Below are 14,236 nucleotides of genomic sequence, written 5' to 3' on the forward strand. Positions count from 1 at the left end.
ATTCCTCATGGGATTGGACAATGGGCAATTGCATCCAAAATCTGTCCGACGGCATCACCCTGATCGCCGCGGACGACACCTGGATCGAAGGTAAAGCGATCCAGCAACTTGAAACCACCGCCCGCCTGCCGGGCATGCAGCGTGTCGCCGGCATGCCGGACCTGCACCCTGGTCGCGGCTACCCGATCGGCGCGGCGTTCTTTTCCACCGGCCGCCTGTACCCGGCGCTGGTGGGCAACGACATCGGCTGCGGCATGGCGCTGTGGCGCACCGATATCGCCACCGCCAAACTGAACCTGGACAAGCTGGAAAAGCGCCTGGGCAACCTCGACGGCCCGCTGGAGGACGACTGGAGCGAGCGCATTGCAAGCTTCGGCCTGCCGCCCTGCGGTCACGAGCATTCGCTGGGCACGATCGGCGGCGGCAACCACTTCGCCGAGTTGCAGCAACTCGATCAGCTCTACGACGAAGTCGCCGTCGAAGCCCTCGACCTCGACCGCCGTCACCTGCTCCTGCTGGTGCACAGCGGCTCGCGTGGCCTGGGCGAAGCCATCCTGCGCGAGCAGGTCGATCGCTTCAGCCACCAGGGCCTGGAACAAGGCACCGACGAGTGCGCACATTACCTGGCTCGCCACGACGGCGCGCTGCGTTTCGCCGAAGCCAACCGCCAACTGATCGCCCTGCGCATGCTCGACCGCCTGCGGGCGGACGGTGCGCAGGTGCTGGACGTGAACCACAACCTCGTCAGCCCGGCGCAGGTCGACGGCGTCGACGGCTGGCTGCATCGCAAGGGCGCGACGCCGGCGGATCGCGAGGTGATGGTCATCCCCGGCTCCCGTGGCGACTACAGCTACCTGGTGGAACCGATCGCCGATCCGCGCAGCCTCTTCTCCCTCGCCCACGGCGCGGGGCGCAAGTGGATGCGCAGCGAGTGCAAGGACCGTCTCTCGGCGCGCTACCGCGTCGAGCAACTGGCCCGTACAGCGCTGGGCAGCCGGGTGATCTGCGGCGATCGCGGACTGATCTACGAGGAGGCACCGGAAGCCTACAAGGCCATCGACTCGGTGGTCGGTGCGTTGCGTGAAGCAGGGTTGCTGCGGGTGCTGGCGCGGCTGAAGCCGGTGCTGACCTACAAGACCCGCGGGGAGTGCTGCTGATGATCCTGCTGCAACTTTCCGCCGCTCAGGGCCCGGACGAATGCGCCTTCGCCGTGGCCAAGGCCCTGCAGCGTCTGCTACGCGAGGCCGAGGCCAACGGTGTCGAGGTGCGCGTGATCGAGGAAGAAGCCGGCCCGCGCCGCGGCACCCTGCTCTCGGTGTTGCTGGCGCTGGAAGGCGACTCGGCGGCGGCGCTGGCCGAGGACTGGAGCGGCACCCTGCAATGGGTCTGCGCCAGCCCTTACCGGCCCAACCACGGGCGCAAGAACTGGTACCTCGGCGGCGCGCGCTTCAGCGCGCCGCCGGCCAGCCTCGAAGGTGAAGTGCGCTTCGAGACGCTGCGTTCCTCCGGCCCCAGCGGGCAGCACGTCAACACCACCGACTCGGCGGTACGCGCTACCCACGTAGCCAGCGGCCTGAGCGTGAAGGTGCAGAGCGAACGCAGCCAGCACGCCAACAAGCGTCTGGCATTGCTGCTGATCGCCCGCAAGCTGGAGGAACGCGCGGAGCAGGCAAGCAGCGCGCTGCGCGCCGAACGCCGGCTGGTGCATCACCACTTGGAACGCGGCAATCCGCGCCGGGTGTTTCGCGGTGAACGCTTCGAGGGCTGATATCAGCCTGAGAAGAACCGCAGGAACGCGCGCAGGTCCGCCTGCGTCTGTTCCACGCTTGCTCGAACGAATTGCACTTCGCTGTGCGCCGGGCACTGCGCCAGTCGACCGATGTCCAGCGGGTGCAGCACGCCCAGCAGCGGGTAGCCGCCCATGCTCTGGCGGTCGGCCAGCAGGACAATCGGCTGGCCATCCGGCGGCACCTGGATGGCGCCCTCCACTATCCCCAACGACCATTGCCGGCGAGGCGCGCTCAGCGCTTCGCCGCGCAGTCGCACGCCCATGCGGTCGGATTGCGGGCTGACCTGCCAACGCTGCTCGAAGAAAGCCTGACGCTGTTCCTCGCTGAAGGCATCCGGGCCGGGTAGCACGCGCAAAGTCGGGGCCTCGCGGTAGTCCGGCCGATAAGGCCAGGGCACGCTGGCGCCACGAGTGAAACGTTTGTCATGGGCCGCACATTCCAGCAGATCGTCGGCGGCGAGCGGCCGGCCATTGCCGGTAAGACCGCCGAGTTTTTCCCGTACCTGGGTCGCGACGCTGCCCAGTATGGGCTCCACTTCGAAGCCTCCGGCAGCGGCGAGATAAGCCCGTTGTCCAGTGCGAGCGAAGCCCAGCTTCAGGCGCTGCCCACCCCGCACTCGAAAACGCGACCAACCCGGCAGCAGCCCACCATCGAGCGTCGCCGGCAACTCGGCGCCGGTCAGCGCCAGCCAGGTATCCGCCTGCACTTCCAGCTCCACCCCGCCCAGCGCAATTTCCAGTAAAGGTGCGCCGGGCGTATTGCCGAGCAGGCGATTGGCCCAGGCCGCCGCGTGTTTATCCACAGGGCCGCCGGGCGATACACCCAGGTGCTGCCAGCCTCGTCGGCCGGCGTCCTGCAGCAGGCACAGCGGGCCGCAGGCGACGATTTTCAGGCTCATGGCTCGCCCCCGGCCGCGCGATAAGCCGTCTCATCGATGGACACGAAGCGCACGCGATCTCCCACCGCCAACGGACAAGGCGGTTGCCGGTGCGGATCGAACAGGCGTTGCGCGGTGCGTCCGAGCAGATGCCAGCCCCCGGGCGAGGCCTGTGGATAAACTGCCGTCTGCCGTTCGGCGATAGCCAGGCTGCCGGCGGGCACGTGCGTGCGCGGCGTGGCCCGGCGCGGCAGGGCAAGGCGTTCGTCCAGTTCACCGAGGTAAGCGAAGCCTGGAGAGAAGCCGATGGCCCCGACGCGATAGTCGCGGCCGGCGTGCAGGTCGATCACCTGAGCAGAAGTCAGCCCGCAGAGCCGGGCGACATCGCTGAGGTCTTCGCCGGCATACCACACGGCGATTTCATGCAGCCGCCCGGCGTCGTTCGCCTGGAAGCCGCCGGGCCAGTCCGCCAACGTAGCCTGCACGCGGCTTTGTAACTGCGGCAGGTCGATGCACATCAAGTCGTAGTGCAGCAACAGCGTGGTCCAGCCGGGGACGCAATCCGTCAGCGCCGTCCCCAGTTCGGCGCGCAGGCGCTCGGCCAGTCGGGCGATGCGCAGCGGCAGCGCATCGTCGGGCTGCTCCGCGAGGGTGATCAGCAGCGCCGTGGCGCCGAAGGCCTCGACGCGAATCATGCCTGGTCCAGCAGGCCACGCAGGCGCCGCAGCACCGCCAGGGATTCGGGGTTGTCGCCGTGCACGCAGAGGCTGTCGGCGCGCAGGCGCAGCGGATTGCCGTCGATATCCGGGAAAGGCTCGCCACGGGCGATGGCCAGGGCCTGGTCGAGGATGCGCTGCGGCTCGTGGTGCACAGCGTTGGCCAGCCGGCGCGGGGCGAGCTGGCCATCGGGCAGGTAGGCGCGGTCGGCGAAGGCTTCGAACATCAGCGGCACGTCGGCGGCGTCAGCCAGTTGCAGCTCGCGGTTGTTGTCGGCCAGGGCCAGCACCATCAGCGGCAGGCGCTTGCGGTAGGCGGCGCAGGCATCGAGCACCGCGGCAAGCAGCGCGTCATCGCGCACCAGGTCGTTGTACAGCGCGCCATGGGGCTTCACGTAGGCCACCTGGGTGCCGGCGGCGCGGCAGAAGGCGTCCAGCGCACCGATCTGGTACAGCACCAGCGCGTGGACTTCCTCGGGCGAACAGCTCATGTGCCGGCGGCCGAAGCCGACCAGGTCCGGGTAGGCCGGGTGCGCGCCGATACTGACGCCCTGCTCCACCGCCAGGCGAACGGTGCGCTGCATGGTCAGCGGGTCGCCCGCGTGGTAGCCGCAGGCGAGGTTGGCCTGGTCGATCAGCGGCATGGCGTGGGTGTCGTCGCCCATGCGCCAGGCGCCGAAGCTTTCGCCCATGTCGCAGTTGAGCAGGATTCGCGGGGTGGGCTCGGTCATCGATGTCGCCGTCCTTCCAGATTTCCTACAGGTTAAAGCAGCAAGTGGCCTTTGGCCTTCGGAGAATACTCAGTCCCGTTCAGGAGGAGTACCATTCCGCGTCTAGACCCGTGGAAACCTTCCCCCGAATGATCAAAGCCGCCATCCTGGCCGCCTTCGGCCTGAGCATCGTTTATGTCCACTTGCGTGGGCGGGTGCGCCACAAATTCACGCGCCAGCTGAGCGACCACTCCAGCTTCCTGGCGCCGATCAACTGTCTCATGTACCTGTTCTCCAAGGTGCCGAGCCGCCCGTACCTGGCGACCGAACAATTCCCCGAGATGCGCCTGCTTGCCGAGAACTGGGAAGCCATCCGCAGCGAAGCCCTGCACCTGCGCGACGCCGGCAGCATCAAGCGCTCCGACCAGCTCAACGACGTGGGTTTCAACTCCTTCTTCAAGACCGGCTGGAAGCGCTTCTACCTGAAGTGGTACGACGACAGCCACCCGTCCGCCGACGCGCTGTGCCCGAAGACCACCGAGCTGCTGCGGCAGATTCCGTCGGTGAAGGCGGCGATGTTCGCCGAGCTGCCGCCGGGCTCGCGCCTGGTCCGCCACCGCGATCCCTACGCCGGTTCGCTGCGCTACCACCTGGGTCTGCTGACGCCCAATGATCCGGGCTGCTTCATCGAAGTGGACGGCGAGCGCTACCACTGGCGCGACGGCGAGGCGGTAGTGTTCGACGAGACCTATATCCACTACGCCGAGAACACTACGGACCACGACCGGGTGATCCTCTTCTGCGACATCGAGCGGCCGCTGAAATACGGCTGGGTGACGGCGTTCAACCGCTGGTTCAGCCGCAACGTAATGGCCGCGGCGGCCTCACCCAACGACGCAGGCGACAAGACCGGCGGCATCAACCGCGCCTTCGCTTCGCTGTACAAGATCCGCCTGCAGGGCAAGGCCCTGAAGAAGCGCAACCGCAAGCTGTATTACCTGCAGAAGTGGGGCTTCTTTGCGGCGGTGCTGGCACTGTTCTTATGGATATGAGCCGCGCCTGAAATCAAAAAGGCCTCCGCATTCGCGGGGGCCTTTTTGTTTGCGGACCGTTCAAGACATTGTGGACCGATCCGTTTGCAGGTGCATCGCTGGCCGCGAAATCCGCAGGTACCGGCGACGGCGGTGCGGAACGCCAACGCCGGCGGTGCCGGCGGGTCGCGGGCATGGCCCGCTACAGGTTCAGGCCAGCGCGGTGGGCTCCCCCTGACGCAGGATCAATAGACATCGCGGCGGTAGCGCCCGCTCTCCAGCAGCGCCTCGACCTCGGCGTCGCCCAGCATCTCGCGCAGGGCGCGGTCCACGCCTTCGGCCATGCCCTGCAGGCTGCCGCAGACGTAGATCGCCGCGCCGTCGTCAAGCCACTGGGCGAGGACTTCGCCGCTGGCACGCAGGAGGTCCTGCACGTAGACCTTCTCAGCCTGATCGCGAGAGAAAGCAACATCCAGGCGTTGCAGTTCACCGCGCGCCAGCAAGCCTTCCAGTTCCGCGCGGCAGTAGAAGTCGTGGGCGATGTTGCGCTCGCCGAACAGCAACCAGTTGCGCGAACGGCCCTCGGCCACACTCGCCTGCAGCAGTGCGCGCAGGCCGGCGATACCGGTGCCGTTGCCGATCAGGATCAGCGGGCGATCCTCCTCGGTCAGGTGGAAGCTGCGGTTGCGCCGCAGGCGCAGCAGCAGGCTGCCGCCCTCGGGCAGGTACTCGGTCAGCCAGCCGGAACAGATGCCCAGCGAGCCGTCGGCGTGCTGTTCCTGGCGGACGATCAGCTCAAGGGGGCCGCGGCTGCGCAACGAAGCGATGGAGTACTGGCGCACCGAGAGCTTGATCAGCGCATCGTAAACCGCTTGGCCGTGCTGGCCGACCAGGTGTTCGAGGTTGCCCGGCAGCAGGCAGCCGGCCAGGGCGTCCTTCAATGGCAGGGCCAGGCCATCGGCCTGTATCTGGGCGGTACCATCCAGACCGAGGCGTTCTAGCCAGCGGGCAACGAGGAAGTCCGGTTGGCGCGGAACGATTTCCACCAGGTCGCCAGCGGACCAGTCGATCTGCGAATCGCTCGGCGCGCTGAGGCGCAGCAGCCAGGTGGATTCGCCCTGGCTGCCGGGGTTGAGGTGCTCGCGATCACTCAGCGTCCAGACCTCGAAAGCTGGTGCAGTGAACGCGACTTGCGGCGCGGCGCCGGAGAGTTCGCCCAGACGGACCTGCCAGGCTCGCAGCGCAGCGGCATCACCGTTGTCCACTTCCACGCCGTCGAACAGCGGGCGCGCGCCCTGTCCTTGCAGCCAGCCCTGCATGCGTCGGGCGAAGCCGCAGAAGTGTTCGTACTGGCGGTCGCCCAAGGCCAGGATGGCGAAGCGCAGATCATTGAGGCCGAGGGCCTGGCCCAGCAGTTGGCGCTCGAAGCCACGGGCGCTGTCCGGTGCCTCGCCCTCGCCGAAGGTGCTGACCACGAACAGCGCGTTGCGGGTCTGCTCCAGCTGCGCACGATCCAGCTTGCCCAGCGGCTCGACACGCACCGGCAGGCCGGCGGCCTGCAGCTGGCCGGCGCTCTGCCACGCCAGTTGCTCGGCGAAGCCGCTCTGGCTGGCGTAGCCCACCAGCCAGGAGTCGGCGCCACCGGCGTTGTGGTCCAGTTCGCCACGGGCGGCCTGCGCGGCGCGCTTCTTGCGGCGGCGGTCGAGATAAAGCAGCCAGCCGGTGATGAAGAACAGCGGCATGGCGAGGCTGGCAAGCATCATCAGGATGCGCCCGGTAAGGCCGAAGTAGCTGCCCACGTGCAGGGCGTAGACGCTGGTGAGCAGTTGCTTGCCGGCGCTGCTGTCGTTGTAGCGACGGTGCTTGAGCAGCTTGCCGCTGGCCGGGTCGATGGTCATCTCGTTGAAGGCGCGCTCGTGGGCGGCGTCATCGAGGAGATAGAACACGGTGGCCGGCTGGCCCTTCACCGGCGGCAGGCGCAGGTTGTAGGCGGTCATGGCGGCGCCCCCGGTCTGCTGGATGGTGTTCCAGATGGCGGTGGCGTCCACCACCGGCGGCGGGCCTTCCGGCGCCGGGCCGCGTTTGCCGCCGCCGCGCTGGCCGCCCTTGGCCTGGCCGGCGGGGGCGTCGTCGAGCAGCTTGAACAGGCCGTTGCGGTACCACTCGTAGGACCAGTACAGGCCGGTCAGCGAGGCCAGGAGGTAGAACACCAGGCACCAGGTTCCGGCCACGGCATGCAGGTCCCAGTTGAAGGCGCGGCCCTTCTTGCGCCAGTCGAAGGTCAGCCAGGTGCGCCAGCTCAGCGCCTTGCGCGGCCAGCGCAGGTAGAGCCCGGAGAGGCAGAAGAAGATCAGGATCAGGGTGCAGGCGCCGGTGATCTTCTGCCCGGTTTCGCCGGCAGCGAGGAAGCGGTGTAGTTGCATGACGAACTGGAAGGCGCCCTCGCCCACGGGCGCGGGCAGCGCCCGGGCGGTGTACGGGTCGACATAGCGCGATTCGCCACGGCGCTGGCCCGGTGGCGGGGTGAAGAAAATGCGTGCGGACTCAACGCCTTCGGTCTTGAGCCAGAGGAAGGAAACCTTCTTGCCCGGCTCGGCGCTCTCCACCCGGCGGATCAGTTCGTCCATCGGCAGCACGGCTTCGGCGCGCTTTTCCACCACCAGACTCTCGGGGTTGATGGCGCGAAGGATTTCATCCTGGAACGACAGCATCGCCCCGGTGATGCCCATCAGCGCCAGCACCAGACCTGCGCTGATACCGAACAGCCAATGCAACTGGAACAGGACTTTCTTCAACACCGCGGCTTCACCTTAGGACACCCATCACGCAGGGCGGCATTTTAATGAGAATGGCTCGCAAACGCAGCCGATTTAACAATCTTTACTCTGGCCGGACCTTCGCCGAAGAGGCCCCTGCCCCCGGACAAAGAAAAGCCCCGGCCGAGGAGCATCGGCCGGGGCGGGTCGCCAGATGCGCCCCCTTAGAAGTGCAGGTTGACGCCCAGCAGCGCGGTGCGGCCGGGGGCCACGTGCGCCATGTGGGTGCTGAAGACCTGGTCGAAGTAGCGCTTGTCGGTCAGGTTCTGCACGTTGAGCTGCAGATCGACGTTCTTGCTGATCACGTACTTGGCCATGGCGTCGTAGCGCCAGTAGGACGGGATCATGGTGCTGTTGGCGGTGTTGCCGAACTGCTCGTCGACGTAGGTGGCGCCGCCGCCCACGGTGAAGTTCTGCAGCACATCGTAGGTCGACCAGAGGGTGAAGTTGTTCTGCGCCGTCTGCGGCATGCGATTGCCTTCGTCGCTGGCCACGCTGGACTTGAGGATCTCGCTGTCCAGGTAGGTGTAGCCACCGAAGACCTTCCACTTGGGTGTCAGTGCACCGCTGAAGCCCAGCTCGACGCCCTGCACGCGCTGCTCACCATCGAGCACCTGCACGGTGGAGTCATCCGGCGAGGCGACGCGGGCGTTGGTCTTGTCGGTGCGGAAGATCGCCGCGTTGAGCGACAGCGCTTCGTCGAAGAACGCCCACTTGGTGCCGATCTCGTAGTTGCGGTTGCGCTCCGGATCAAGGTTGGCATTGGCCAGCGCCAAGTCGCCGCCACCTTCACCGGCGGTCTCGCCGCTGGGGTTGCTGGAAGTGGACCAGGCGGCGTAGACGCTGCCGTTGGGCGCTGGTTTGTAGACCACGCCGAGCTGGTAGTTCCAGAAATGCGAGTTGTTCTGACGGTCGAAATCGCCGGCGGGCGAGCCACGGCCGCCGGTGGAGTAGCCACTGGAGCGAGTCTCGAAGTCGTCGTAGCGCAGGCCGAGGTTGAGGTCCCACTGCTCGCTGAGCTTGAGGGTGTCGAACACATAGGCCGAGGCGGTCTTGGTGTCGGTGTCGGTGAAGGCGGCGCTGTCGGTGATGCGGCCGGTCCAGTGGTCACCCGGCGTCGGCTTGTTCAGGCTGGTGCAGTCGCCGCTGGCGATCAGCGACGGCGTGCAGAGGTTGCCAGCGCCACCGCCTGGGGTGATCACATAGGGACGGTTGTGCACGTCCTCGTAGCTGAACTCCATGCCGGTCACCAGGGTGTGGCCGATGAAGCCGGTATCGAAGGTGGACTTCAGGTCGGTCTGGTTGACCCAACCCTTGGAGGTGGAGTTGCGGTTCTTCGAGGAGCGATACACCAGCCCGTTGGCGACGTTGCCGCGACTGTCGTCGGGGTTGGTGGCGATGTAATCGAGGGTGGTGCGCACCAGGCGGAAGCTGTTGGACAGGGTCAGGTTGTCGTTCAGGTCGTGCTCGATACGGAAGGTACCGGTATCGGTGGTGCTCTTGCGGTAGTCGCGGTCGTTCAGGCCGTAGAAGTTGCTCTTGTCGACCGACACCGGCTTGCTCGGGTTGCGCTCGCTGCGCCCGGCCAGGGTCAGCGGGATGCCGTAGTCAGGCATGTCGTCGGTGGACAGATGGTAGTAGGACAGCGTCGCGCGGGTCGGCGTGTCGAAGCCGAAGGTGACGGTCGGCGCGACGCCCCAGCGGCTGACGTTGACCTCATCTCGACCGGCGACGTTGGCATCGTGCTTCATCAGGTTCAGGCGGAAGGCCGCGTTGTCGCCCAGGCGGTGGTTGACGTCCAGCGTGGTGCGGCGGGTCTGGTCGGAGCCCAGCACGATGCTGGCGTCGTTGAAGTCGGCCTGCTTGGCGGTCTTGCTGATCAGGTTCAGGCTGCCACCGGTGGAACCGGCGCCGGTGTACGCCGAACCCGGCCCCTTGCTGACTTCGATCTGCTCGATATTGAAAATCTCGCGGGTCTGCGAAGCCACGTCGCGCATGCCGTCGAGGAAGGTGTCGCTCTCGGCGTTGAAGCCACGGATGAACGGACGGTCTCCCGCCGGATTGCCGCCCTCGCCAGCGCCAAAGGTGATGCCGGGCGTGGTGCGCAGGGCGTCCTGGAGGGTCAGCGCGCCGGTGTCCTTGATCACCTGCTGCGGGATCACGGTCACAGTCTTGGGCGTCTCCAACAGCGGCGCGGTGTACTTCTCGTTGGAAGATTTCTCGACGTTGTAGGTCGTCGGGTCCTGCTGCTGGGTGCCCAACACGGTGTCGGCGTCCAAAGACAGCACGTCCTCGCCGGACTGCTTCGGCGACGCCTCGGCGGCGTGGGCCAGATGAGTGCCCGACATGGCGCTGATCGCCACGCCGACAGCGCTGACTAGAAGGCGCGGCTTGCTGCCGGTGAACTCGGTGGATTGACGCGACATCGAAACTCCCTCCCCAGGGGTTCATGAAGGCCGCGCAATTTATTGCAATTGAGAATTTGTATCAATTCACATTCATTACCATACGCACATGATTTACAACTTTTACACTTTCGCCCTGTCGGAAGCAGGGGTATGGCGGTTGTACCGGAATGTTGCAAATCATTATCATTGGCAAATTATCGAATCAGATGGAACCGGCCCATGCTGCTGCACATCCCTGGCGTGTTCACCCGCGATGAGGTGACGCGCATCCGCGCCGCCCTGGAACAGGCCGAATGGGGCGATGGCAAGGTCACCGCCGGCTACCAGTCGTCCCGCGCCAAGCACAACCTGCAACTGCCGCAGGACCACCCGCTGGCCCGCGAGATCGGCGAGGCCATGCTGCAACGCCTATGGAACAACCCGCTGTTCCAGTCGGCCGCGCTACCGAACAAGGTCTTCCCCCCGCTGTTCAACTGCTACACCGGTGGCGGCTCGTTCGACTTCCACATCGACAACGCCGTGCGCGACACCCAGGGCGGCCGCGAGCGCGTGCGCACCGATGTCTCCTCGACCCTGTTCTTCAGCGACCCACAGGACTACGACGGCGGCGAACTGGTGATCCAGGACACCTACGGCACCCAGCAGGTCAAGCTGCCGGCCGGCGACCTGGTGCTCTACCCCGCCACCAGCCTGCACAAGGTCAACCCGGTGACCCGTGGCGCCCGCATCGCCTCGTTCTTCTGGACCCAGAGCCTGGTGCGCGAGGACAGCCAGCGCGCCCTGCTGTTCCAGATGGACCAGTCGATCCAGGCGCTGACCCGCGACGTGCCGGACCATCCGGCGCTGATCGAGCTGACCGGCACCTACCACAACCTGCTGCGCCGCTGGGTGGACGTCTGACCCGCCATGAGTTTCGTCCTGCGTCGCACCGAAGAAATCAACGTCGAAGACCTCACCGGCCAGCTTGCCGATGACCCGCGACAGACCGCCCGCCTGATCGTGACCGGCGCCCGCGAGGGTGACCTCGAAGCCCAGGCATTGCTTGGTCAGATCCTCCTCGACGGCCACGGCATCAAGCAGGATGTCGACCTCGCCCTGACCTGGTTCGGCATTGCCGCCGAGCGCGGCCACGCCATGGCGCGCAACATGCTCGGCCGCTGCCTGGAGCATGGTTGGGGCTGCGCGAAGGACGAGGCCGGCGCCGCCCGTCATTACGCCATCGCTGCGCAGCAGAAACTCGATTGGGCGATGTACAACCTCGCCAACCTGCTCTCCACCGGCCGTGGCGTGGAACGCGACGACGCCCGCGCACTGGCGCTGTACCAGAGCGCAGCGACGCTGGGTCACGCCAAGTCGATGAACCTGGTCGGGCGCTTCCACGAGGAGGGCCTGGTGGTGCCGCGCGACCTAGAGACGGCGCGCCAGTGGTACCGTCGATCGGCCGAGGCCGGCGACTTCCGTGGTCAGTTCAGCCACGCTTCGGTGCTCGCCGAGCGCGGCGACCTGCCAGCCGCGCGCATCTGGCTGGAACGCGCGCTGGAAGGCGGCAACCTCAACTTCCTGCGCGTGGCCCGCCACCAACTCGCCGCCTCCATGCCGCCGCGCCTACGCGAGCTGACCCTGGCCTACTTCCAGCGCGCCGCCGAACTGGGCGACGAGTCGGACCTGCGTCACCTCGCCGAGCAGATGGGCGTCGCCTGACGCCCCTTGACGTAATTTTCACGCCCGCTTTGCTAGCTTCGCCGGCTACCCTGGCTGCCGGAGTGTTCGGCAGCCGCCACGTAACGACGAGGCGCAAGTGTCGAACACCACATCCCCCGTAGCGCGCAAACGCGTGGACTGGGCCGCCCTGGGCTGGCTCCTGCTGTTCTTCTGGTATTTCTCCGGCGTTACCCAGGCGCTGATCCTGTTCAGCGGCACCACCGGCTTTGCCGGTTTCCGCGACGCATTCTTCCTCAGCAGCCTGTGGCTCGCACCGCCGCTGCTGCTGCCGCGCTTCACCAAGGGTATCGCCGCCGTCATCGGCCTGGTGCTCTGGGGCGCCTCGCTGGTGGGCCTGAGCTACTTCGGCATCTACAAGCAGGAGTTCTCGCAGAGCGTCATCTTCGTGATGTTCGAGTCGAACACCGCCGAAGCCGGCGAGTACTTCAGCCAGTACTTCAGCCTCTGGCTGTGCCTGGCGCTGCTGGCCTACAGCGTGGTCGCCGTGGTGCTGTGGAAGCGCATTCGCCCGATCAGCATGCCGGCCTATGCCCGCGTGCCGCTGGCCGTGCTGCTGGTCGTGCTGAACCTGTTCTACCCCTTCTACAAGCAGATGGTCACCCAGGAGCGTACCTTCGCTCAGGCGCTGGAAAAGGTGCAGTCGCGCATGGAGCCGGCGGTGCCGTGGCAACTGGTGGTGGGCTACGTCCAGTACCGCCAGCAGCTGGACAATATGCAGAAGCTGCTGCAACAGAACGCCTCCCTGCCGCCCCTGCAGAACCTCAAGGACAGCAGCGGCGACGAACCGCGCACCCTGGTGCTGGTGCTGGGCGAATCCACCACCCGACAGCACATGCACCTGTACGGCTACGGCCGCGACACCACGCCGAACCTCGACGCCCTCGCGGCCAGCGGCCAGGGCCTGACGGTATTCCAGAACGTGGTCGCGCCGCGTCCCTACACCATCGAGGTGATGCAGCAGATCCTCACCTTCGGCGATGAGCAGAACCCGGACAAGTTCCTCACCGATCCGTCGCTGATCAACCTGATGAAACAGGCGGGCTACAAGACCTTCTGGATCACCAACCAGCAGACGATGACCAAGCGCAACACCATGCTCACCACCTTCTCGCAGCAGACGGACGAGCCGGTGTACCTGAACAACCAGCGCAACCAGAACGCCAGCCAGTACGACGGCGTGGTACTGGCGCCGTTCGAGAAGGCCCTCCAGGACCCGGCGCAGAAGAAGTTCATCGTGATCCACCTGCTGGGCACGCACATGGACTACCGCTACCGCTACCCGGACGAGTTCGCCTACTTCAAGGACCGCCAGGGCGTGCCCTCGGCGCTGTCGGATGACCAGGTGGAAACCTACAACTTCTACGACAACGCGGTGCGCTACAACGACTTCGTGGTGTCGAGCCTGATCAAGCGTTACTCCGAGTCCAACGCCAACGGCTTCATGGTCTACCTTTCCGACCACGGCGAGGACGTCTACAGCTCGGGCAACCACGACCGCCTGGGCCGCAACGAAATGGCCCCGACCCGGCCGATGTACACCATCCCATTCATGGTCTGGACCGCGCCAAGCTGGCAGGCCGAGCACCCGCGCGACCTGAAGGCGGTGGCGGATCGCGCCTACAGCAGCTCACACCTGATCCATACCCTGTCCGACCTAGCCGGCCTGAGCTACGACCGTTACGAGCCGGCAAAGAGCCTGGTGAGCCCGCAGTTCGCCGTTGCCCCGCGCTGGATCGGCGACCCGTACAAGAAGGACGGCCTGCACGAGTTCGACCAGCTGCCGCAGGACCAGCCCGCGCCGCAGGAAATCGCCAAAGATGCCAACGCCCCGGCCACAGCCCAGGCACCGGAGCAGATGAAACCCAAGGAGGGTTGAGGCTCCCGTGATGCCATGAAACGCCCCGCCCCTGCGGGGCGTTTTTCATTGTGCCTATCGAGAATGAGCGTGGCTTTTTGTAGGAGCGAGCTTGCTCGCGAATCCACCGACCTGCAGGGCATGCTGTTCGCGAGCGAGCTCGCTCCTACAGGTTGCGTTTCGCTTTGCTCTGACCCGATGGCTCAGTTTGCAGGGCGCATAACGCGCCAGCGTTATCCGCCGCTCAGGCAGCGGCGAATAACCTGTTCCAGGTTATTCGCCCTACGAAAAGCGCCGCCGGCAGATAAAGA

General features: G+C 66.2%; 11 protein-coding genes. 6 read left to right on the forward strand and 5 right to left on the reverse strand.

The genetic code is table 11. The features are described 5' to 3' along the window. Nucleotides 1-20 precede the first annotated feature (20 nt). On the forward strand, nt 21-1,157 hold the full coding sequence (locus IB274_RS08865) for an RNA ligase RtcB family protein (RefSeq protein ID WP_192431609.1): 1,137 nt from the start codon (nt 21-23) through the stop codon (nt 1,155-1,157). Further along, nucleotides 1,157-1,768 carry a peptide chain release factor H gene (gene prfH, locus IB274_RS08870; protein ID WP_192431610.1) on the forward strand — a complete coding sequence of 204 codons (612 nt, stop codon included), beginning with the start codon at nt 1,157-1,159 and terminating at the stop codon, nt 1,766-1,768. The genes IB274_RS08865 and prfH overlap by 1 nt, the downstream gene beginning before the upstream one ends. A gap of 2 nt (nt 1,769-1,770) precedes the next feature. Here the strand turns inward: prfH and IB274_RS08875 are convergent, their stop codons facing one another. The 3 genes from IB274_RS08875 to IB274_RS08885 are packed head-to-tail and all read right to left on the reverse strand — an operon-like array spanning nt 1,771 to nt 4,114. Next, nucleotides 1,771-2,688, reverse strand: a complete 918-nt coding sequence (locus IB274_RS08875) for a biotin-dependent carboxyltransferase family protein (protein ID WP_192431611.1) — start codon at nt 2,686-2,688, stop codon at nt 1,771-1,773. Then, on the reverse strand, nt 2,685-3,362 hold the full coding sequence (pxpB, locus tag IB274_RS08880; RefSeq protein ID WP_192431612.1) for a 5-oxoprolinase subunit PxpB: 678 nt from the start codon (nt 3,360-3,362) through the stop codon (nt 2,685-2,687). The genes IB274_RS08875 and pxpB overlap by 4 nt, the downstream gene beginning before the upstream one ends. Further along, the gene (locus IB274_RS08885; protein WP_192431613.1) at nt 3,359-4,114 is read right to left on the reverse strand and encodes a 5-oxoprolinase subunit PxpA; all 756 of its coding nucleotides are present in this window, start codon (nt 4,112-4,114) and stop codon (nt 3,359-3,361) included. Before IB274_RS08885 ends, pxpB begins: the two co-directional genes overlap by 4 nt. 131 nt (nt 4,115-4,245) lie before the next feature. Here IB274_RS08885 and lpxO point away from each other — a divergent pair, with 131 nt between their 5' ends. Further along, nucleotides 4,246-5,145: a lipid A hydroxylase LpxO gene (gene lpxO, locus IB274_RS08890; protein ID WP_192431796.1), complete on the forward strand. Its 900-nt coding sequence runs from the start codon at nt 4,246-4,248 to the stop codon at nt 5,143-5,145. Between the two features lie 224 nt (nt 5,146-5,369). Here lpxO and IB274_RS08895 read toward each other — a convergent pair whose 3' ends face one another. After that, entirely contained in the window at nt 5,370-7,919 is a 2,550-nt protein-coding gene (locus tag IB274_RS08895; RefSeq protein ID WP_225614777.1) for a sulfite reductase flavoprotein subunit alpha, read from the reverse strand. Nucleotides 7,920-8,104: 185 nt separating this feature from the next. Continuing rightward, a complete protein-coding gene (locus tag IB274_RS08900) occupies nt 8,105-10,366 on the reverse strand; it encodes a TonB-dependent receptor (RefSeq protein ID WP_192431615.1) in 2,262 nt (753 codons plus the stop codon). Between the two features lie 201 nt (nt 10,367-10,567). Between IB274_RS08900 and IB274_RS08905 the strand changes: the two genes are divergently transcribed. The 3 genes from IB274_RS08905 to IB274_RS08915 all read left to right on the forward strand — a co-directional run bounded on the left by IB274_RS08905 (nt 10,568) and on the right by IB274_RS08915 (nt 13,946). Beyond that, nucleotides 10,568-11,248 (forward strand): Fe2+-dependent dioxygenase, encoded by a 681-nt coding sequence (locus tag IB274_RS08905; RefSeq protein WP_192431616.1) that lies wholly within the window; start codon nt 10,568-10,570, stop codon nt 11,246-11,248. Nucleotides 11,249-11,254: 6 nt separating this feature from the next. Further along, the gene (locus tag IB274_RS08910) at nt 11,255-12,049 is read left to right on the forward strand and encodes a tetratricopeptide repeat protein (RefSeq protein WP_192431617.1); all 795 of its coding nucleotides are present in this window, start codon (nt 11,255-11,257) and stop codon (nt 12,047-12,049) included. A gap of 97 nt (nt 12,050-12,146) precedes the next feature. Next, the gene (locus IB274_RS08915; RefSeq protein ID WP_192431618.1) at nt 12,147-13,946 is read left to right on the forward strand and encodes a phosphoethanolamine transferase CptA; all 1,800 of its coding nucleotides are present in this window, start codon (nt 12,147-12,149) and stop codon (nt 13,944-13,946) included. Nucleotides 13,947-14,236 lie beyond the last annotated feature (290 nt).

It is taken from the genome of Pseudomonas sp. PDM18 (genome assembly GCF_014852585.1).
Lineage (GTDB): Bacteria > Pseudomonadota > Gammaproteobacteria > Pseudomonadales > Pseudomonadaceae > Pseudomonas.